The sequence below is a fragment of the Duganella radicis genome (assembly GCF_009720825.1).
In the GTDB taxonomy this organism is placed as follows: domain Bacteria; phylum Pseudomonadota; class Gammaproteobacteria; order Burkholderiales; family Burkholderiaceae_D; genus Rugamonas; species Rugamonas radicis.
Map to the genome: position 1 here is coordinate 33,644 of NZ_WNKY01000007.1, position 19,979 is coordinate 53,622.

Annotated in this window: 16 protein-coding genes; 12 read left to right on the top strand and 4 right to left on the bottom strand. The window is 66.8% G+C overall.

Annotated features, from left to right (window positions below; all coding sequences use genetic code 11):
• Nucleotides 1-21: 21 nt before the first annotated feature.
• Nucleotides 22-2,250 (bottom strand): glycoside hydrolase family 3 C-terminal domain-containing protein, encoded by a 2,229-nt coding sequence (locus tag GM676_RS08960; protein ID WP_155463192.1) that lies wholly within the window; start codon nucleotides 2,248-2,250, stop codon nucleotides 22-24.
• Between the two features lie 125 nt (nucleotides 2,251-2,375).
• Nucleotides 2,376-3,455: a helix-turn-helix domain-containing protein gene (locus tag GM676_RS08965; RefSeq protein ID WP_229262601.1), complete on the bottom strand. Its 1,080-nt coding sequence runs from the start codon at nucleotides 3,453-3,455 to the stop codon at nucleotides 2,376-2,378.
• A 386-nt stretch (nucleotides 3,456-3,841) separates the two neighbouring features.
• On the opposite strand from GM676_RS08965, the gene GM676_RS08970 reads away from it, so the two are divergent.
• Nucleotides 3,842-5,968 (top strand): beta-galactosidase, encoded by a 2,127-nt coding sequence (locus GM676_RS08970; RefSeq protein ID WP_155463194.1) that lies wholly within the window; start codon nucleotides 3,842-3,844, stop codon nucleotides 5,966-5,968.
• A gap of 6 nt (nucleotides 5,969-5,974) precedes the next feature.
• On the opposite strand, the gene GM676_RS08975 is transcribed toward GM676_RS08970, so the two are convergent.
• A complete protein-coding gene (locus tag GM676_RS08975) occupies nucleotides 5,975-7,300 on the bottom strand; it encodes a glycoside hydrolase family 27 protein (RefSeq protein WP_211923197.1) in 1,326 nt (441 codons plus the stop codon).
• Nucleotides 7,301-7,492: 192 nt separating this feature from the next.
• Here GM676_RS08975 and GM676_RS08980 point away from each other — a divergent pair, with 192 nt between their 5' ends.
• Entirely contained in the window at nucleotides 7,493-9,007 is a 1,515-nt protein-coding gene (locus GM676_RS08980) for an alpha-L-fucosidase (RefSeq protein WP_155463196.1), read from the top strand.
• Here the strand turns inward: GM676_RS08980 and GM676_RS08985 are convergent.
• Nucleotides 8,997-9,788: a fumarylacetoacetate hydrolase family protein gene (locus GM676_RS08985; protein WP_229262602.1), complete on the bottom strand. Its 792-nt coding sequence runs from the start codon at nucleotides 9,786-9,788 to the stop codon at nucleotides 8,997-8,999. The two genes, GM676_RS08980 and GM676_RS08985, sit on opposite strands and share 11 nt — an antisense overlap.
• A 279-nt stretch (nucleotides 9,789-10,067) precedes the next feature.
• Between GM676_RS08985 and GM676_RS08990 the strand changes: the two genes are divergently transcribed.
• The 10 genes from GM676_RS08990 to GM676_RS09035 are packed head-to-tail and all read left to right on the top strand — an operon-like array spanning nucleotide 10,068 to nucleotide 19,864.
• The gene (locus tag GM676_RS08990; protein ID WP_155463197.1) at nucleotides 10,068-10,916 is read left to right on the top strand and encodes a branched-chain amino acid ABC transporter permease; all 849 of its coding nucleotides are present in this window, start codon (nucleotides 10,068-10,070) and stop codon (nucleotides 10,914-10,916) included.
• The gene (locus GM676_RS08995) at nucleotides 10,907-12,673 is read left to right on the top strand and encodes a branched-chain amino acid ABC transporter ATP-binding protein/permease (protein WP_155463198.1); all 1,767 of its coding nucleotides are present in this window, start codon (nucleotides 10,907-10,909) and stop codon (nucleotides 12,671-12,673) included. The genes GM676_RS08990 and GM676_RS08995 overlap by 10 nt, the downstream gene beginning before the upstream one ends.
• Nucleotides 12,663-13,370, top strand: coding sequence for an ABC transporter ATP-binding protein (locus GM676_RS09000; protein ID WP_155463199.1), 708 nt, complete (start codon nucleotides 12,663-12,665; stop codon nucleotides 13,368-13,370). Before GM676_RS08995 ends, GM676_RS09000 begins: the two co-directional genes overlap by 11 nt.
• Nucleotides 13,360-13,929, top strand: a complete 570-nt coding sequence (locus GM676_RS09005; RefSeq protein WP_155463200.1) for a cupin domain-containing protein — start codon at nucleotides 13,360-13,362, stop codon at nucleotides 13,927-13,929. Before GM676_RS09000 ends, GM676_RS09005 begins: the two co-directional genes overlap by 11 nt.
• Before the next feature lie 49 nt (nucleotides 13,930-13,978).
• Nucleotides 13,979-15,316, top strand: a complete 1,338-nt coding sequence (eno, locus tag GM676_RS09010) for a phosphopyruvate hydratase (RefSeq protein ID WP_155463201.1) — start codon at nucleotides 13,979-13,981, stop codon at nucleotides 15,314-15,316.
• Nucleotides 15,313-15,879, top strand: coding sequence for an NADPH-dependent FMN reductase (locus GM676_RS09015; protein WP_155463202.1), 567 nt, complete (start codon nucleotides 15,313-15,315; stop codon nucleotides 15,877-15,879). The genes eno and GM676_RS09015 overlap by 4 nt, the downstream gene beginning before the upstream one ends.
• 35 nt (nucleotides 15,880-15,914) lie before the next feature.
• Nucleotides 15,915-16,922, top strand: coding sequence for a VOC family protein (locus tag GM676_RS09020; RefSeq protein ID WP_155463203.1), 1,008 nt, complete (start codon nucleotides 15,915-15,917; stop codon nucleotides 16,920-16,922).
• Nucleotides 16,923-16,943: 21 nt separating this feature from the next.
• A complete protein-coding gene (locus GM676_RS09025; RefSeq protein ID WP_155463204.1) occupies nucleotides 16,944-17,474 on the top strand; it encodes a carboxymuconolactone decarboxylase family protein in 531 nt (176 codons plus the stop codon).
• Nucleotides 17,475-17,499: 25 nt separating this feature from the next.
• Nucleotides 17,500-18,720, top strand: coding sequence for an amino acid ABC transporter substrate-binding protein (locus GM676_RS09030; protein WP_155463205.1), 1,221 nt, complete (start codon nucleotides 17,500-17,502; stop codon nucleotides 18,718-18,720).
• A gap of 46 nt (nucleotides 18,721-18,766) precedes the next feature.
• A complete protein-coding gene (locus GM676_RS09035) occupies nucleotides 18,767-19,864 on the top strand; it encodes an alcohol dehydrogenase catalytic domain-containing protein (protein ID WP_229262603.1) in 1,098 nt (365 codons plus the stop codon).
• The last annotated feature ends 115 nt before the right edge of the window (nucleotides 19,865-19,979 follow it).

Consider the following 19,979-nt stretch of genomic DNA (forward strand, 5'->3'; position numbering starts at 1 on the left):
GCATGTCTCCTCCTTTTTGTTTTATCTCGGCAGGGGCTTGCCGTTCACGTCATAGCTGGCCTCCTGCAACCGCACTACCACGCTGGCGGCCGGCTCGGCGCCGGCATCGGCCGCCAGTGTCAGGCGGTAATCGCCGCCCGACACTTTCCAGTGCTTGCTGGCCGGGTCATACATGGCCAGCAGGCGCGGATCGATGGTGACCGTGGCCGTCGCGCTTGCGCCCGGCGCCAGGTCCACCTTTTTGAAGCCGGCCAGGCGCTTGGGCGCCTCCCACGCGGCGCCCAGCGGCGCCACATATATCTGCGCCACTTCCTTGCCGCGCAGCTTGCCGCTGTTGCGCACCGTGAACGAGGCGCTCAACGCGCCGCCGTCGACGCTGGCACGCAGGCCGGACAAATCGAAACGGGTGTAGGACAGGCCGTGGCCGAACGGGAACAGCGGCTTGAGACCTTTCAGGTCGAACCATTTGTAGCCGACCGCCGCGCCCTCGTGGTAATCGACCTCGAAGCGCCGCTCTTCCACCTGGGGATAGCCATCCAGCACCGGCCGCGGCAGCTGCGCCACCGAGGCCGGGAAGGTGGCCGGCAGGTGGCCGGACGGATTGACTTCGCCAAACAGCACGCTGGCGATGGCCTCGCCGCCGCTGCTGCCCGGATACCAGGCTTCCAGCACGGCCGGCACCTGCGCCAGCCACGGCATGGTCACCGGGCCGCCGGTTTCCAGCACCACCACCGTGCGCGGATTGGCGGCCGCCACCGCCGCGATCAGGGCGTCCTGCTGCCGCGGCAGCGCCAGGTCGGGCATGTCGAAGGCTTCGCCGGTCCACTGGGTGGCAAACACCAGCACCACGTCGCTGTTGCGCGCCAGCTTGGCGGCGGCGGCCGTGTCGGCGCCGTCGGCAAAGCGCACCTGCGCCTGCGGCAGGCGCTGCTGGATGGCCTTGAGCGGCGCGGACGGGTAAACCATCACCGGCCCCGGCCAGGTCTTCGGCTCCAGCCCCGGCACCGCGTTGCCGCCCTCCGGATACACCAGCGAGGAACCGCCGCCGGCCAGCACGCCACGGTCGGCATGGCCGCCGATCACCGCCACCCGCTTGACCGCGCGCGACAAGGGCAGCAGGTTGCCGTCATTTTTCAGCAGCACCATGCCATCCTGGGCGTCGCGCAGCGACACAGCGGCGTTGGCCTTGAAGTCGGCCGGCGCCGCGGTCTGGTGGTCGACCAGACCGTGTTCGAACATGGCGTACAGCACGCGGCGCGCCATATCGTCCAGCCGGCCCTGCGGCACCCAGCCGTTGAGCACGGCTTCCTTGAGCGGCGCGCCAAAATAGTCGGCCAGGTCGAACGGCATGCCTGATTGCTGGTCGAGCCCGGCGTTGGCGGCCGGGATGGTGCTGTGGGTCGCGCCCCAGTCCGACATCACCCACCCCTTGAAGCCCCAATCCTGCTTGAGCACCTCGGTCAGAAGGTAAGCGTTTTCGCAAGCGTGCACGCCGTTCAGGCGGTTGTACGAACACATCACGGCGCCCGGCCGGCCCTGCTCGTTGGCGATCTGTAGCGCCAGCAGGTCGGACATGCGCGAGGCCGCCTCGTCGATCTTCACATTCAGGGTGGTGCGGCCGCTTTCCTGGTCGTTCAGGGCGAAGTGCTTGAGGGTGGACACCACATGGTTGGACTGGATGCCGCGGATCTGCGCCCCGACCATCTGGCCGGCCAACAGCGGATCTTCGCCGGCGTATTCGAAGTTGCGGCCGTTGCGCGGCTCGCGCATCAGGTTGACGCCGCCGGCCAGCATGACATTGAAGCCGCGCGCGCGCGCCTCGGCGCCGATCATGGCGCCGCCGGCATAGGCGCCGTCCAGGTCCCAGGTGGCGGCGGTGGCCAGGCCGGACGGCAGCGCCGTGCCGGACCGCGCGTTCGGACCGGCCTGGCTGGCGACGCCGAGGCCGGCGTCGGTTTGCCACAGATGGGGGATGCCCAGGCGCGGCACGCCGTAGACGAAGCCGGCCGACTGATTGTGCGACTCCGGCGGCCGGGTGTATTTTTTCGACTCCATGTCGGAACCGAGATAGCCGAACACCAGTTTGAGCTTCTCGTCCTGGGTCATGGCGGCCAGCGCCAGACCGGCGCGCTGGTCGGCGTCGAGCCGGCTATCGCTCCAGGGATGGGCCGTCTCGGCGGCCGACAGGGTGGTGCAGCACAGGGCCACGATGGCCGGCCACATCCCGATTATTGTATTTTTAAAACGCATGCGTCTCCTCGGGTGGCAACAAGATCAACTATCCGGAGAATAGTGACCCGGCTTGCCGCCGAGGTAACGCTGAGGGGGAAAATGCTACTAAAAACGCGTTTGTTTTATTTTTTTCGACATTAGTGTTAACCCTGTTCCATGCCTTCTTCCACCGTGGCGCCGCCGCGCTTGCAGGCATCGCGGAAGGCTTTGGGGGTGCAGCCGTACTCTTCCTTGAACAGCTTGTTGAAGTAGGAGACATTGCCGTAGCCGACCGAATAGGCGATCTCGGCCACGGCGGCCGACTCCTTCTCCGCCAGCAGGCGGGCCGCCTCGGTCAGGCGCAATTTGTTGACATAGCCGCTGAAGGTGTAGCCCAGTTCCGCCTTCAGCAACTCGCCCACCTTGGTCCTGTTGACCCCGGTTTGCTCGACCACGGTGTCGAGCTCCAGGCCGGGATCGGCATATTTGCTGCCAATAAACTGCAAGATGGCGGTTTTTTCGCGGTCGCGGTGCGGCTCCAGCGACAACTGCTGATAGGCGACGAACGGCAAGTCCTTTTGCAGCCGGCCGCGCACATCTTCGGTCAACACCCGGGTATGACGCAGGAAGAACCACAGGCCGAAGCCACCCCAGGCCAGGCACAGCATCACCGCCAGCGCCGTCAGATAGCGGTAGTCGCGCCCCTCCAGCTCCAGCTCGCTGACTTCCACCGCCGACGGCGTGCCGAGCGGACTCTGGAATGTGCTGCCGATGGCAATCTTGGACACCTTGTCAAGCTTGTACGCCTGGCGCGACAAATCCAGATTAACCATAAGAAACCACCAGTGCGGGGTTTCCAGCCGGGTCAGGTCGATTTCCACCCTGGACTCGCTTTTATTGCAAGAGAAATAAGCCGACGATGGCCGGTCGTTGAGATACTCCCGGCCCTTGACGACGCGCTGGAAAGTGAAGACGCTGAACGACAGGGTGTTGGCGGGGGCGCACTTGACCCGCAGCGAGAGCGCGCTGTAACGCGACAGGTCAACCTGCACCGGCTTGCCCTTGCGGTCGCGGAAGGCCAGATCGACCGCGACAAACGGTGGATCCGCGCTCTTGGCAATGTCGAACTCATACCTTAAGCGCTGCGGATCGTCCTGGATGTGCAAGGCGACCGGCCCGCCCGGCCGCACATTCCAGCCGGGCACGGGTCGCCACGGCAGCGGGCTGTCTTGCATCGGCAGCATCGGTAAGTGCAGATAACTCTGGGCCAGGCAAAAATAACTGAGGAGCAGGCTGGCGACTAACAGGCACAGGCACGCGATCAGCGCTTTTTTATAAAATTCATACATGCGGGCGATTTTACGCGCCCGATGCAGGCAAGACAATGAAAAAAGGGGCGGCCGCAGCCGCCCCGAACTGCCAGGACGGCAGCATTGCGTACAATGGAGAGAGCCCATTGTGGAATGCGCGCGGGTGGGCCGCAATTGTCAAATTCATCAAACTCCGGAATAAAAATACACAGGCCGGAAGCTGGCACAAATCATACGCCGTCCCGGCGTATTTCATAATTGCCATCGCGGCGCGGCGTGCCGCACAATCGTCCGCTCCGACACCAGAGAGGAATATCCCCATGCCCACAAGGAGACTACGGCAACTGGCCCTGTCATGCCTGCTTAGCGCCGCATGGCTGGCCACCGCCGCCGAAACCGCCCCGCCGCCCTTCCCGACCGTGCTGTACGGGACCGCCTACTACCACGAATACATGCCTTACGAGCGTCTGGAAAAAGACGTGCAAATGATGAAGGCGGCCGGCTTCAACGTGGTGCGCCTCGGCGAATCGACCTGGAGCCTGTGGGAGCCGGAAGACGGCCGCTTCGAGTACGCCTGGATGGACCGCGTGGTGGACGCCATGGGCAAGGCCGGCATCAAGGTCATCATGGGCACGCCCACCTATTCCATCCCGGCCTGGATGGCCAGGCAGCATCCGGAAATTTTGGCGCGCAAGTTCAACGGCGTGCAGAACACCTACGGCATGCGGCAAAACATGAACACCGACGCGCCGGCCTACCGCTTCTACGCCGAGCGCCTGATCCGCAAGATCGCCGCCCGCTACAAGGACAACCCGAACGTGATCGGCTGGCAGGTCGACAACGAGACCGGCAGCTACGGCGCCGCCAATGACGATGTGTTCGTGCGCTTTCAGCATTATCTGGAAAAGAAATTCGGCACGCCGGAAAAACTCAGCCAGGCGTGGTTCCTGAATTACTGGGGCCAGGACTTGCACAGCTGGGTCGACCTGCCGCGCCCGGACGGCGCGCAAGCCACCGGCTACAAGCTGGAGTGGTCGCGCTGGAGCCAGATGCGGGTAACCGATTTCCTTCATTGGCAGGCGCGGCTGATCCGCGAATGCGCCTCGCCGCGCCAGTTCGTCACCCACGACTTTGCCGGCTCCCTGCATGGCGACGTCAACGAGGAAGCGGTGGCGCGCGGGCTCGACATGCCGGCCGTGAACATCTACCACTGGAGCGCGCAGGACCAATACAACGGCGGCGCGCAGGCGCTGGACGCCGACTTCACGCGCTCGCTCAAGCGCAACAACTTCCTGGTGACCGAGACCAACGCCCAGACCACCGACTGGAGTTCGTCGTTCCAGTATCCGCTGTATGACGGCCAGTTCCGCCAGGACGTCTACACCCACCTGTCGAACGGCGCCAACATGGTGGAGTACTGGCACTGGGCCTCGATCCACGCCAACCAGGAAACCTACTGGAAAGGCGTGCTGTCGCACGACCTCGAACCGAACCGCGCTTACGCCGAGATGAGCCGCACCGGCAACGAGCTGAAGAAAATCGGCCCGCGCCTGGTCAACCTCAAGCTCAGGAACGACGTCGCCATCCTGTGGAGCCGCGACTCGCTCAACGCGCTGAACGACATGCCGTTTGCCAAGGAGTCGCAATGGGGTGGTGGCGGCACCAAGGCCGACTACGGCTCGCTGGTGCGCCAGATGCACCGCGCGCTGTACGACTTGAATGTCGGCGCCGACTTCGTGTTCCCGGAAAGCGGTGATTTCTCGGCCTACAAGGTGCTGATCGTGCCGGCGCTGTACATCGCCGACGACGCCCTGCTGGAACGCATCCGCGACTACATCCGCAACGGCGGCCGCGTGGTGATGACCTTCAAGAGCGGCTTCGCCAACGAGAACGCCGCCGTGCGCTGGAGCATGGCGCCCGGCCCGCTGCGCGAGGCGCTGGGCTTCCACTATCAGGAATTCTCCAACCTGGCGCAGCCGCTCAAGCTCAAGGACGATCCTTACCAGGCCGGCGCCGACAATCAGGTACGGCACTGGGCCGAGTTCCTGCAACTGGACACGGCCAAGGCGCTGGCGTATTACGACCATCCGTTCTTCGGCCGCTGGCCGGCGGTCACCTCGAATGACTATGGCAGCGGCAAGGTGGTGTACGAAGGCACGTATCTGTCGGACCAGCTGCAAAAGTCGGTGCTGCGATCGGTGTTGCGGGAACGCGGGCTGATCGGGCCGGACCAGCAACTGCCGCCGCAGGTGCATGCGCGCAGCGGCGTGAATGCGCAGGGCCGCACCGTGCGCTACTACTTCAACTACTCGGGCACGGCGGTCAACTTCGGCTACGGCCACCAGCCCGGCACCGACCTGCTCTCCGCGCGTGCGGTGCGCGCCGGGCAGGAGCTGAGCCTGGCGCCGTGGGACGTGGCGATTATCGAGGAGGACGCGGCGCGCTGATCACGCTCAGGCCGTCAGGCGCAGCAGCGCCGAAGCATGCGGCGCCAGCGTCTGGCGGATCACGCCGCGCGCCGGCGCGCCGTCCTGGCGGCGCCACAGGTCGCGCAGCGCCACGGTTTTTCCGCCGAGGTTGAGGCGCGACAGGTCGAACTCGATGGTGGTCGCGGCATCCTCGGTGTTGAACAGCGCCAGGTAATGCACTTCGCCGGCACCCGGCGCCCGCGCACTCCAGATGCGCGTGCCCGTATCCGCGCGATGCGGACGGTTCTGCCAGCTCTTCTGGTTCACCGCCAGCACTTCCGGATTGGTCAGCAAGGCCAGCGTGGCCGGGTCCAGATGCCGCAGGTCGCCGCCCATGATCAGCGGCGAACGGGCGATCGACCACAAGCTCATCAGCGTCTGCTGTTCATCCGGCGTGAACTTGGTGTCGCGCGAGCCCATCGCCAGGCGGCCGAGCGGCAGCATGTCGGCGTCCGGCCAGGCGTTGGGCCCCATGACCGGGTTCCAGTTCTCCAGCCGCTGGAACTGTTCCTTCAACAATTTCCACTCGTCCCAGAAATCGTCCGAGATGCGCCACATCTGCGCGTAGTGCGGCACGTGGTTGGCCCATTTGAGATCGGTCTCGCCCGGCGACAGGCTGAGCGTGATGTCGCGCCCGCTGGCCTGGATGGCCTTGTGCGCGGCCTCGATCTCGTGCCAGTTATGGTCATACGGGCGCGACATGTCGTCCATCTTGACGAAGTCCACGCCCCACGAGGCGTACAGCTTGAAGATCGAATTGTAGTATTCCTGCGCGCCCGGTTTGCTCATGTCGACGCCGTACATGTCGCCATTCCAGGGGCAGGTGGAACTGGTGTCGGCAATATCCCGCGCACGCAGCTTGCTGCCCAGGATAGGCGTGTTCAGGCGCACCGCCTGACGTGGAATGCCGCGCATGAGGTGGATGCCAAACTTCATCCCCATGCCGTGGATGCGGTCGGCCAGCGCCTTGAAGCCCCTGCCCTGCGCGGCCGAGGGGAAGCGGTTGGGTGCCGGCAGCAGGCGGCCGTATTCGTCCATCGTCAGCTCGGCGTCCTTGCGGTACTCGTAGCCGTTGGCGTTGGGTTCGTACCATTGAATATCGACGGTGAAAATGTTGTAGCCCGACGGCAGCAGCTTGTCCACCATGATGCGGGCGTTTTCCAGCGCCTGCGCTTCGGTGATCGTGGTGGCGAACGAATTCCAGCTGTTCCAGCCCATCGGCGGCGTCGGCGCCAAGGGCTTGCGGGTTGCGGTTTTCGACACCGCTGCCAGCGCCGCATGCGGCAGGGCCAGGGCGGCGGCGGTGGTCATGGAAGAGGCAAGCAGAAGACGGCGTGGCAGATTAATCATGTGTATGAGAGCATGGTGGTTTGCATAGCATCATAGCGCGACTGGCGTCTGGCGGGCGTTTATGAAAGCCGCCAAAGCAGGCAACGAAATTTCGCACCGGCGCTCCAGCGGGCCCGGCACGGCGCACAATCACTATTTTTGGAGACACATCACATGATAATTCGACACACCGCCCTGCTCGCCCTTGCCCTGCACTTGCCGCTACACGCGGCCGACACCGAAGACACGCCGGTCCAGCTGACCACCGTGCCCGGTCCGTTCCGCCCGGAAGCGGAATCACTCAAGAAGTACCAGGCGCCCGACTGGTTCCGCGACGCCAAGTTCGGCATCTGGTCGCACTGGGGCCCGCAGTCGGTGCCGCGCGCCGGCGATTGGTACGCGCGCAATATGTACATGGATGGCAGCGAGCAGAACAAGTATCACCTGGCGCACTACGGCCATCCGTCGCAGTTCGGCTACAAGGACATCATCCCCTTGTGGAAGGCGGAGAAATTCGATCCTGAAACGCTGATGTCGCTGTACAAGCAAGCCGGCGCGCGCTACTTCGTCAGCATGGGCGTGCATCACGATAATTTCGACCTGTGGGATTCGCGCTACCACGAGTGGAACGCGACGAAGATGGGGCCGCATCGCGACATCGTCGGCGACTGGCGGAAAGCCGCGCTCAAGGCCGGGCTGCGCTTTGGCGTGTCGGAACACCTGGGCGCCAGCTACGCCTGGTTCACGCCCAGCCACGGCAAGGACCAGAAAACCGGCGTACCCTATGACGGCGCCGATCCCAAATATGCATCGCTGTACCACCGCGCCCACAACCAGCCCTACCACGACGCCAACACCTGGTACACCACCGACAAGCGTTACCATCAGGAGTGGTTCAACCGCGTCACCGATCTGCTGACGCGCTACCAGCCGGACCTGCTGTACACGGATGGCGGCATCCCGTTCGGCAATGTCGGCCGCACGCTGGTGGCCAACTTCTACAATGCCAGCATCGCCAACCATGGCGGCAAGCTGGAAGCGGTGTACGACCACAAGGACATCGGCTCTGGCGAGTTTATCCGCGAGGCCGGCGTGCAGGACGTCGAGCGCGGCGTGATGGAGGGCATCAATCCGCTGCCATGGCAGACCGACACCTCGATCGGCGACTGGTTCTACAGCGAAGGTTACAAGTACAAGACCACCACCGAGGTGGTGCACATGCTGGCCGACATCGTCAGCAAGAACGGCAACCTGTTGCTGAACGTGGTGCAGTACCCGGACGGCAGCCTGCCGCCCGAGCCGATGCAGTTCCTCAAGGAGATGGCGGCCTGGATGGCCGTGAACAGCGACGCCATCTACGGCACCCGTCCGTGGAAAGTGTTTGGCGAAGGCCCGACCAAGGCCGCCTCCGGCCACTTCAAGGAAAACACCGCCTACACGCCGCAGGACATCCGCTTCACCACCAAGGACGGCGCGCTGTACGCCATCACCCTGGGCTCGCCGGTGAAGACCGTGCGCATCCAGTCGCTGGGCCGCAAGGCGGGCCTGGAAGCGCGCCCGGTGAAAGCGGTCGCCCTGCTGGGCGACCGCACCCCGCTGCGCTGGGAACAGAGCGACGAGTCCTTGACCATCCAGCTGCCCGCCACCCTGCCCAGCGCGATCTCGTCCAGCTTCCGGATCAGTTTCTAAAGCCGGCGGCCACCACGTGGTTGCGCAGGATACCGATGCCGTCGATCTCGACTTCAATGCTGTCGCCCACCTGGACCGGCCCGACACCGGCCGGAGTGCCGGTCATGATCATGTCGCCGGGCAGCAGCGTCATGTGACGGCTCAGGTAGGCGATCAGGTAGGGCACGGAAAACAACAGGTCGGCGGTGTCGCCGTCCTGCCGCACCACGCCGTTGACGCGGGTCTGGATACGCAGTCCCGACGGGTCCAGCCCGGTGGCGATGACCGGCCCCAGCGGAGCGAAGGTGTCGTAACCCTTGCCGACCAGCAGGCAACCGAACTCGCTTTCGCGGCGCTGTAGCACGCGGTCGCTGAGGTCATTGCCGCAGGTGTAGCCGAGCACGTAGTCCAGCGCCTCGGACTCCGCGACGTTGCGCGCCTGCTTGCCGATGATGACCGTCAGCTCGCCCTCGAAATGGATGTTCTCGCCCCAGGGCGGATAGACGATGGCCTCCTCCGGCCCGATGACCGCCGTGCTCGGTTTCATGAACAGGATGGGCAGTTCCGGCACCTTCTTGCCCACTTCCTGCGAATGCGCCCGGTAGTTGTAGCCCAGCCCGAACACCCGCGGCATGGGCAGCGGCGTCAGGATGCGCGCCGCCTCGCGCGGGTCGCGCACGCCGGAGCGACGCAAGCCGTCCAACACCCCTCCTTCCAGCCTGGCGATGTACCGATCGTCCTCGACGATCCCGTAATAAATCTGATTGTGCAGCGCATATCTGACGATGTGCATGGATGACATGACGACCCTTTCCGAAGTTTTGCCAAGCTGATTTTTGCTAACGTTAGCAATTTATCCGGGCAAGGTCAACCATTTTGCCAACGCCGCTATCGCGGCCGGCTAAAATCCGGCACTGTTTTTTTTCATTTTCCTGTTGACAAGGACGCGCCACAATGGTCAGAATGTGCGCAAACGTTAGCACAAAAAGGAGACCATCATGCCGTTCCAGTACCACCCCGTGCGCAAGCCGCCGCACAGCCACCGGCGCCGCGCGCCACGCCCCATCCGCGAGGTGATCCGATGAGCCTGACATTGCTCGCGCAATCCGCCCTCGGCGGCCTGCTGCACGGCGGCATCTACGCCCTGCTGGCGTTGGGCCTGAGCCTGAGCTGGGGCCTGCTGCGGCTGGTGAACCTCAGCCATTTCGCCTTGGCCTTCCTGGGCGCTTACCTGACCTACCATTTCGGCACCCAGTTCGGCTGGCCGGTGTGGCTGTCGGCGCTCCTGATCACGCCGGCGTTTTTCATCGTCGGCCTGGGCCTGCACGCCACGCTGGTGCGCTACAACGTCAGCGAATTTGCCTCGATGCTGGTGACCTTCGGCGTGACCATCCTGATCGAATCGCTGATCCAGTGGATCTGGAGCGCCGACTTCCGCTCCTACGAAACCAGCTACGCCCAGCAATCGCTGCGGCTCGGGCCGCTGTACGTGCCGCTGCTGGAGCTGCTGGCCTTCCTGTGCGCCGCCCTGCTGGCACTGGGCGCCTGGTTGGGCTTGCACAAGACCGCGCTCGGCATGGCGCTGCGCGCGGCGGCACACGACGGCGCCATCGCGGCCGCCTTCGGCATCAATGCGCGCCGCCTGTCCTATGTGCTGGCCGGCCTGTGCGCCGCCTCGGCCGGCATCGCCGGGGTGTTCATCGCACTCACCTCGACGCTGGCGCCATCGCAGATCGAATCATGGATCGGCGTGGTGTTCGCGGTGGTCATCATCGGCGGCCTGGCCCATCCCCTGGGCGCGCTGGCGGCCGGCATGCTGATCGGCGTGTCCGAGGCCATCACCATGGCCGCCGTCAATCCCGCCTGGGCGCCGCTGGTGGCCTTCTCCATCCTGATCATCCTTCTGCTGTGGAAACCGAAATGGCTCTGACTCGACAATCCTTGGCGACCATCGCGGCCGGCCTCGCGGTGCTGCTGGCACTGCCTTACACGGGCGTGGCGGACTTTTATCTGTCCTACCTGTATCTGGTGTTCTTCTGGGTCGCGCTGGCGACCAGCTGGGGCATCCTGAGCGGCTACGCCGGTTACTGGAGCTTTGGCCACGCGGCCTTCTTCGGCGCCGGCATGTACACCGCCGCCACCCTGGCCGGCAAGCTGGAACTGCCGTTCCTGCTGACGGTGCCGGCCGCCGCCGCCGTCGCCGCCGCGCTGGCCACGGCCATCGGCCTGGTGGTGTTCCGCATCAACAGCTTGCGCGGCGAGTTCTTCGCCCTGCTGACCCTGTCGGTGTCCTATGTGCTGGCCGCGCTGATCTCCAACACCGCCATCGACGGCGGCGCCGGGGTCTACCTGAGCAATGTCGCGCTGCCGCAGTTCGGCGCCTCGGTGCCGGGCGCGATCTACCTGCTGGGACTGGCGCTGGCGGTGGCCGCGCTGGCGATCTCGCGCCGGGTGCTGGGCTCGCGCCTGGGCGCCGGCCTGCTGGCCATCCATGACGATGAGGACGTGGCCGAGGTCAAGGGCGTGCCGACCCTGCGCTATAAGCTGCTGGCTTTCGCCATCTCGTCGGCCATCGCCGGCGCCGCCGGCGCCATCCAGGCGGCCTACGTCGGCTACGTGACGGTGGGCGAGACCTTCTCCATCACGGTGCCGCTGTATGTGGTCCTGATGAGTATTCTCGGCGGCGCCCGCCATTGGGCCGGCCCGGCCGTGGGCGCGGCCCTGATCACGGTGGCGCTGAGCGCGGTGGTCGGCAGCGGTCACGCCGAGCTGGGCCGCGCCGGCGTGGCACTGGCGCTGATCGTGGTGATCCTCAAGCTGCCGCAAGGCATCGTGCCGGCGTTGCTGAAACGCCTGCGCCGCGCCGCGCCCGCGGTCGACGCCGCCCACGCCTCGGGCAAGCTGGTCAACCTGGTGCCGCCCGCCAACGCCCCGGGCGCCGCAGCCCCCGGCGCGCGGGTGCTGCTGGAATGCCGCGACGTGCGCAAGTCGTTCGGCGGCATCCAGGCGCTGCGCGGCGTCAGCCTGCAAGTGCGCCAGGGCGAAATCCTGGCGCTGGTCGGCCCCAACGGCTCCGGCAAGTCGACCCTGATCAATATGATCAGCGGCCACTTCGCCCTGAGCGGTGGCACCATCACGCTCGACAACGTCGCCATTGCCGGCCTGGCGCCACACGCGATCGCCCAGCGCGGCATCGCCCGCACCTACCAGATCCCGCGCCTGTTCGACCACTTGAGCGTGCTGGAGAATGTGCGCCTGTGCGCCACCTTCGGCTGCCGCGAGGCCGCCAGCGGCGCCAGTCCCGACGCGCTGGCGCGCCAGTGGCTGGCCTTCACCGGCCTGGCCGCCAAGGCCGACCTGCTGCCGCCGGCGCTGAATCTGCACGAACGCAAGTTCGTCGAGTTCGCCCGCGCGCTGGCCGCCCGGCCGCGCCTGCTGCTGCTGGACGAGGTGCTGTGCGGCCTCACCCCGACCGAGGTCGACCAGGCGGTGGCGCTGATCCAGAAAATCCGCGCCGGCGGCACCACCATTGTGTTTGTCGAACACCTGATGCGCGCCGTGGTGGCGCTGGCCGACCGCGTCGCCGTGCTCGACCAGGGCACCCTGCTGGCCGTCGGCCCGCCGCGCGAAACCATGCAAGACCCCACCGTCATCCGTGTCTACCTGGGAGCCAGCCATGCTGCTTGAAGTCAGCCACCTCGACGTCGCCTACGGCGATGCCCCCGCCCTGTGGGATGCCACGCTGTCGATCGCGGCCGGCCAGATCGTCTCGGTGGTCGGCCCCAACGGCGCCGGCAAGAGCACCCTGATCAACGCCATCGCCGGCGTGCTGCGTCCGACCAAGGGCCAGATCCGCCTCGACGGCAAGGAGGTGGGCCGCCTGCCCGGCCACCGCGTGTGCGACCACGGCATCGCCGTGGTGCCGGAGGGACGCCGCCTGTTCGGCCATATGAGCGTGCTCGACAACCTGGAGCTGGGCGGCTACCGCGCCGGGGCGCGCGGTCTGCGCGCGGACACGCTGGACCAGGTGTTCCAGCTGTTCCCCATCCTCAAGGATCGCCGCGCGCAGATCGCCGGCAGCATGTCCGGCGGCCAGCAGCAGATGGTGGCCATCGGCCGCGCGCTGATGGCGCGCCCCAGGCTGCTGCTGATGGACGAGCCCTCGCTGGGCCTGTCGCCGGCGGTGGTGGACGACATGTTCCAGATCATCCGCGCCATCCAGCAGCGCGGCGTGGCCGTGCTGCTGGTGGAGCAAAACATCCACCAGGCGCTGGAAGTGGCGCAACATGCCTACGTGATCGAACAAGGCCGCATCGTCACCTCGGGCCAGCCCGGGGTCCTGCTCAACAACCCACGCATCCGGGAGGCTTACCTTGGCATCTGACACCCCCAACCACAGCGGCGGCGTGCCGCTGCTGATCCGCCGCGTGGTCACCGGCCACGACCATGACGGCGCCTCGCTGGTGGCGCTGGCCAGCGCGCCGCCGCGCTCGGACGCGTTCCAGCACATCCCCGGCATGATCTCGCGCCTGGTGTGGGCCACCGAGGGCACGCCGGCGCTGCCGTTCGCCGGCAACGATCCGACCCCGGCGGTGACCAGCGTGGTGCCGCCGGCGGGCGGCAGCCGCTTCCTGGTGGTCACCTTCCCGCCCGACAGCGTGTTTGCCGCGCCCGGCTTCGATCCGGCGGCGGCGGTGGCGGAAAACCTGCGCATCAGCCCCGGCCTGGCCGAACGCTTCGAGCCCGACGGCATGCACGCCACGCCCACGCTGGACTACGGCATCGTGCTGGACGGCGAAATCTGGCTGGAACTCGACGACGGCCGCGCGGAACTGCTGCGCCAGCACGACGTCGTGGTCCAGCACGGCGCCCGCCACGCCTGGCGCAACAAGAGCGGCCAGCCGGCCACGCTGGCCTTCATCCTGATCGGCGCCGGCCAGTGAGCCCCCATGGCCGGCCCCAACCTTAACCTAGCAACCGAGAGGAAAATTCATGACTGACACAACCATCATTCGCCTGCACGGGCGGCGCGTCTGGGATTCACGCGGCCGCCCCACCGTGGAGGCCGAAGTCACACTGGCCGGCGGCGCCAGCGGCCGCGCCATCGCGCCGGCCGGCGCCTCGACCGGCAGCGGCGAGGCGCTCGACCTGCGCGACGGCGGCAGCAGCTTTGGCGGCCTGGACGTGCACCAGGCGCTGGCCGCGATCAACCACGACATCGCCGCCGCGCTGATCGGCATGAACGCCGGCGACCAGGGCGCGATCGACGCCCGCCTGGTGGCGCTGGACGGCACGCCGCAGCGCCGCCGCCTGGGCGGCAACGCCATCGTCGCCACCTCGATGGCGGTGCTGCACGCCGCCGCCGCCGCCGCCGGCCAGCCGCTGTGGCGCCACCTGGCCGGCAGCGGCCCGGTCAGGATGCCGCTGCCCGAGGTGCAGATCTTTGGCGGCGGCGCCCACGCCGCGCGCCGGGTCGACGTGCAGGACTTCATGATCATGTGCCCGGCCGCCGCCAGCTTCAGCGAGGCGCTCGAATGGACCGCCGAGGTCTACCGCGCGGCCGGCGCCCGCATGAAGCAGGCCGGCAAGCTGCAAGGCGTGGCCGACGAAGGCGGCTACTGGCCGGCCTTCGACAGCAACGAGCAGGCGCTCGACACGCTGGTGCTGGCGATCGCCGACACCGGCCTGCGCCCCGGCACCGACGCCGGCATCTCGCTCGACATCGCCGCCTCCGAGTTCGGCCGCGAGGGCCGCTACACACTGGCGCTCGACCGCCGCACGCTCGACACCGAACAGATGATCGCCATGCTGGGCGGCTGGCTGGACCACTACCCCATCCTGTCGATCGAGGATCCGCTGGCCGAGGACGACGCGCACGGCTTCGCCCAGTTCACCGCCACCTACGGCCGGCGCTGCCAGATCATCGGCGATGACCTGCTGGTCACCAACGCCGACCGGGTGGCGGCCGCCGCCGCCAGCGCCAGCGCCAACGCGGTGCTGGTCAAGCCCAACCAGGCCGGCACCGTCAGCGAGGCCCACGCCGCCCTGCTGGCCGGCAAGCGCGCCGGCTTCGGCACCATCGTCTCGGCCCGTTCCGGCGAGAGCGAAGATGTCACCATTGCCCACCTCGCGGTCGGCTGGGACGCCGGCCAGCTCAAGGTCGGTTCGTTCGCCCGCTCCGAACGCATGGCAAAATGGAACGAGGTGTTGCGCATCGAGGAATCGCTCGGCAAGTCGGCGCGCTTCAGCGGCTGGTCCGCCCTGCCCTTCCAGCCCCAGGCGCGCAGCGCCGGCTCCGCATCGCAAGCTGTCAAGGAACTCACGCCATGAAAACCATACATCTGATCGGCATCTCGGGCAGCCTGCGCCAGGCCTCCAGCAACACCGCCGTGCTGCACACCCTACAGGAAAAATTGCCCGCCAACGTGGTCCTGACGCTGTTGCCGCTGGACGCCATCCCGCTCTACAACCAGGACCTGGACGGCGACCAGCCGCCCCCCCCGGTGCACGGCTTCAAGCGGGAAATCGCCAACTGCGACGGCATCATCATCTGTTCGCCGGAATACAACTTCGGCATGTCCGGGGTGTTGAAGAACGCGCTGGACTGGGCCTCGCGCCCGGCCTTCGCCTCGCCGCTGAAAGGCAAACCGGTGCTGCTGATCACCTGCTCGCCGGCGATCACCGGCGGCGTGCGGGCCCAGGCGCAGCTGCGCGAGACCCTGAGCGGCACCCTGTCGCGGGTGATCGCCCGGCCGCCGGTGGTGATCGGCGCGGTCCACACCAAGATCGAACACGGCCGCCTGGTGGACGCTGCCAACCTGGACTTCGCGCTGGCGGCGGTGCAGGATCTGGTGGCCGAAATCGAATTGCTGCGCGCGCCGGCCGCAGCCTGACCCCCACGCTCCACCCACTTTTTTGCGAGGTTTATATGCTACCCGAAGTCAATCTGCGGCCGCCGTTCAACATCACCCGCGCCAGCCACGTGGTGCTGCACGTGGCCGACCTGGCCAAGAGCCGGGAGTTCTACGTCAACATCGTCGGCCTGGTGGTGTCCGACCAGACCGAGGACACCTGCTACCTGCGCGGTCTGGCCGAAGCCTGCCACCACAGCCTGGTGCTGGTGCAAAGCCAGGGCGCGGCCACCTGCAAGCGCATCGGCTTCCGCGTGTTTTTTGAGGAAGACCTGGACCTGGCCTACGCCTTCTTCAAGGCCGAGGGCCTGCCGGCCGAGTGGGCCGAGGTGGCCCACCAGGGCCGCACCCTGCACGTGGAAGATCCCTACGGCACCAAGCTGGAGCTGTGCGCCAGCATGGAAACCCGGCCGCGCATGTACCTGGAGATCGAGAAGTTCAAGGGCGCGCACGGCCAGCGCCTCGACCACTACCAGATCTTCTCGCCCGACACCCATGCCTCGTGCGCCTTCTACAGCCGGCTTGGTTTCCGCAACTCCGAATACCTGGCGCACGGCGACCAGCTGCTGGGCGCCTTCATGTACCGCAAGGGCACCTGCCTCGACCTGGCCATCGTGCAGAACGACGGCCCTTGCCTGCACCACTTCGCCTACACCGTGTCGGAGTCGCACAACATCTTCACCGCCTGCGACCTGGCCGGCATCTATGGCTATTCGGCCTCGGTCGAGCGCGGTCCCGGCCGCCATGGTCCGGGCGGCATGCTGTTCGTCTACCTGCGCGATCCGGACGGCCACCGGGTCGAACTGTTCAACAGCCACTACCAGACCATCGACATCGAGATCGAACCGGTGCGCTGGGACGCCGCCACCCTCAGCACCAATGTGCGCTGGGGCCTGCCGGCGCCGCACCGCTGGTATTTCGAAGCCACGCCGTTCGAAGGCGCGGTCCAGATCGCCACCGCCTCGCCGCCGAAGCCGGAAACGCTGGAGACCTACGTCCAGAAGCTCTCGGCCGCCCAACCATAAACCACCCACAAGGATACCACCATGGCACGCGTCACCTACCTGCAACGCTCCGACCTTCCCGACCACACCGCCCTGTGCGATCGTCTGGAAAGCGAGCGCAAGGTCCCCACCGCCAACATCTTCCGGGCGCTGGCCCATGCGCCACAGATACTCGACCAGTTCTTGTCGTACGCCAACGCCATCCGCGCCGCCGGCATCAGCCCCAAGCTGCGGGAAATGGCCATCCTCACGGTCGGCCACTGCACCAATTCCGAATATGAGATCGCGCACCACCAGTCGCACGGCCGGAAGGCGGGCATCAGCCCGGAACAGCTGAAGGCCATCGCCCACTTCGAGGACTCGCCGCTGTTCAACGAGGAGGAAAAAGCCGTGATGGCGCTGGCGAAGGAATCCACCCTGCAGGTCAACGTCAGCGACGCCACCTGGAACCGGGTGGCCGCCTTCATGGACCAGAAGCAGCTGGTGGAACTGGCGCTGAACGTGGCGTGGTACAACTCCGGCGTGCGCATCATGGGCACGCTGGGCATCGAGCTGGAAGCGGCCTACCGCTGAACGCATTCCTCTCCAGGAGACTGACATGCACAACAATAAAACGCCGCTGCGACAGCGGCGCACCTTCCTGGCCGGCGCCGGCGCGCTGGCGCTGTCCTGCGGCCTGCCGTCGCTGGCGCGCGCGGCCGGCGCGCCGATCCGGGTCGGCTCGACCTTGCCACTGACCGGGCCGCTGGCGCCGGTGGGCGGCATCCACAAGATCGCCGGCGAGGTGTTCGTCGAGCTGATCAACAAACGCGGCGGCCTGCTCGGCCGCAAGCTGGAATGGGTGCTGCTGGACGACCAGTCGCAGGCGGCCAACGCGCGCGCCCTGTACGAACGGCTGGTGACGGCGGACAAAGTCGATCTGCTGATGGGGCCGTATGGCACCAGCGCCATCGTCGCCGCCATGGGCGTGGCCCAGCGCTTCGGCAAGCTGTTCATCCAGAGCAGCCTGGGCGATCCCAGCCTGGCGCCCTACCCGCTGCAATTCCCGGCCCTGCCGATAGGCCCCGATCCGCGCCTGGCCGACACCGAGGTGCTGCTGGACGCCTTTGCCAGCAGCGCCACGCCGCCGCGCACCATCGCCTTCGTCACCAGCAAGTTCCCGTCGGCGCTGGACCTGGCCAAGGGCGGCCAGGAAGTGGCGGCCAAACGCGGCCTGAAAACCGTGCTGACGCTGGAGTACGAGTTCGGCACGCGCGACTTCGGCGGCATCGCCGCGCGCATCAAGGACGCCAATCCGGACTTGCTGTGGTCGGGCGCCATCGGCCTCGAGGCCAGCCAGTTGCTGGACGCGATGAAGCGCCTGGACTATCTGCCGCCGCGCCAGTTCCATCTGTTCCCGGCGCCGGGGCCGACGCTGGCCAACCAGCACGCCAACGGCGTCACCAGCCTGACCTGGTTCGAGCACCACGCGCCGTTCTCGCAATACGCCGGCGCCGCCGATTTCCTCCGGCTGTACACCGAACGCGCCAAGGCCGCCGGCCTGCCGTGGCCGGTGGCGGAATCGCAGGCGGCGGCCGAGTTCGCGGCGTGGCAGATCCTGGCGGCGGCCGTCAACGGCGTCGGCCGTCTGGACGAGCCGGCCATGGCGGCCTGGCTGCGCGGCCACCAGCTCAACACCGTGCTGGGCCCGCGCGGCTTTGACGGCAAGTTCAACAGCGGCGTCGCCGCCACCAAGATCAAGCAAGTCCAAAACGGCAAGTGGGTCACCGTCTGGCCGGCCGCCTACCGGCCGCCCGGCGTGACCCTGCTGGCGCCGTGAATCCTCACCCAACCTCACACCAAGAGAGACAATGATGGAAAAAACTATGGTTGCAGCCCGGCTGCACGCACTGGGCACCCCGATGACGCTGGATACCATCCCGGTGCCCAAGCCGCGCCCCAACGACGTGCTGGTCAAGGTCAAGGCCTGCGGCATCGTGCCGAATATGGCCAACGTCATCAACAACTGGCCGACCTGGTTCCCGCACCAGCCGCTGGCCAAGTTCCCGGCCATCTTCGGCCTGGACGCCACCGGCGTGATCGCCGAGGTGGGCGAGGCGGTGATCAACGCCAAGCCCGGCGACCGCGTCTACGTCAGCCCGCTGCGCTCGTGCGGCTCGTGCCGCGCCTGCCGCGCCGGCCAGCGCAGCCACTGCCAGTACTACACCCTGAACGGCTACTTCAGCACCAGCCGCGACGGCCAGCGCATCTTCGACCTGTATCCGTACGGCGGCTTCAGCGAATACATGACCGCGCCGGAGTATTCGCTGGTCAACCTGCCGGACAACCTGAGCTTCGAGCAGGCCGGCCGCTTCGGTTACCTGGGCACCTCCTACGGCGCGCTGAAGAACGCCAACGCCGGTCCCGGCCAGGTGGCGCTGATCGACGGCATCACCGGCACCCTGGGCGTGGCGGCCACCGTGCTGGGCCTGGCGATGGGGCTGTCGCGCATCCTCGGCACCGGCCGCGACGAGCGCCTGCTGCAACGGGTCAAGGCGCTGGCGCCGGACCGGATTGAAGTCATGCGCCTGGGCGAGGGCTCGACCGGCGAGTGGGCCAAGGCCATGACCGGCGGCGAAGGCGCCGACTTCGCCATCAGCGCGCTGGGCGCCAAGGCGCCGGCGGCCACCATGCTCGACTCCATGCGCGGGGTGCGCCGTGGCGGCCGGGTGGTCAACGTCGGCGGCGTGGCCGAAGACCTGCCGATCGACGTCAAGTGGCTGATGGACGAGCAGATCCAGCTGATCGGCTCGAACTGGTTCACCACCGCGCAGGGCCAGGAAATGGCCGACATGGTGCGCACCGGTACCATCGACCTGTCCTATCTGGAGCACCGCAGCTTTCCGCTGGCGGACGTCAACCAGGCCATCTCCGGCCTGAAAGACCGCGACGGCGGCTTCAGCAACTACGTGGTTCTGCCCTGACCCCGGGCGCTATCGTGTTTTCACATCGGTAATTGGGCGGGATATCCGGCCTGGATCGCTCAGGCCATTGATTATTTCCGCACTCCTGTAGCGGCCGCATCGCCTGCCGATAAAA

What these genes read in the sequence shown, in the direction of transcription:
- GM676_RS08960 (WP_155463192.1), bottom strand. Translation starts at nt 2,250, where the DNA reads ATGCGTTTTAAAAATACAATAATCGGGATGTGGCCGGCCATCGTGGCC.
- GM676_RS08965 (WP_229262601.1), bottom strand. Translation starts at nt 3,455, where the DNA reads ATGCTGCCGATGCAAGACAGCCCGCTGCCGTGGCGACCCGTGCCCGGC.
- GM676_RS08970 (WP_155463194.1), top strand. Translation starts at nt 3,842, where the DNA reads ATGCCCACAAGGAGACTACGGCAACTGGCCCTGTCATGCCTGCTTAGC.
- GM676_RS08975 (WP_211923197.1), bottom strand. Translation starts at nt 7,300, where the DNA reads ATGACCACCGCCGCCGCCCTGGCCCTGCCGCATGCGGCGCTGGCAGCG.
- GM676_RS08980 (WP_155463196.1), top strand. Translation starts at nt 7,493, where the DNA reads ATGATAATTCGACACACCGCCCTGCTCGCCCTTGCCCTGCACTTGCCG.
- GM676_RS08985 (WP_229262602.1), bottom strand. Translation starts at nt 9,788, where the DNA reads ATGTCATCCATGCACATCGTCAGATATGCGCTGCACAATCAGATTTAT.
- GM676_RS08990 (WP_155463197.1), top strand. Translation starts at nt 10,068, where the DNA reads ATGAGCCTGACATTGCTCGCGCAATCCGCCCTCGGCGGCCTGCTGCAC.
- GM676_RS08995 (WP_155463198.1), top strand. Translation starts at nt 10,907, where the DNA reads ATGGCTCTGACTCGACAATCCTTGGCGACCATCGCGGCCGGCCTCGCG.
- GM676_RS09000 (WP_155463199.1), top strand. Translation starts at nt 12,663, where the DNA reads ATGCTGCTTGAAGTCAGCCACCTCGACGTCGCCTACGGCGATGCCCCC.
- eno (WP_155463201.1), top strand. Translation starts at nt 13,979, where the DNA reads ATGACTGACACAACCATCATTCGCCTGCACGGGCGGCGCGTCTGGGAT.
- GM676_RS09015 (WP_155463202.1), top strand. Translation starts at nt 15,313, where the DNA reads ATGAAAACCATACATCTGATCGGCATCTCGGGCAGCCTGCGCCAGGCC.
- GM676_RS09020 (WP_155463203.1), top strand. Translation starts at nt 15,915, where the DNA reads ATGCTACCCGAAGTCAATCTGCGGCCGCCGTTCAACATCACCCGCGCC.
- GM676_RS09025 (WP_155463204.1), top strand. Translation starts at nt 16,944, where the DNA reads ATGGCACGCGTCACCTACCTGCAACGCTCCGACCTTCCCGACCACACC.
- GM676_RS09030 (WP_155463205.1), top strand. Translation starts at nt 17,500, where the DNA reads ATGCACAACAATAAAACGCCGCTGCGACAGCGGCGCACCTTCCTGGCC.
- GM676_RS09035 (WP_229262603.1), top strand. Translation starts at nt 18,767, where the DNA reads ATGGTTGCAGCCCGGCTGCACGCACTGGGCACCCCGATGACGCTGGAT.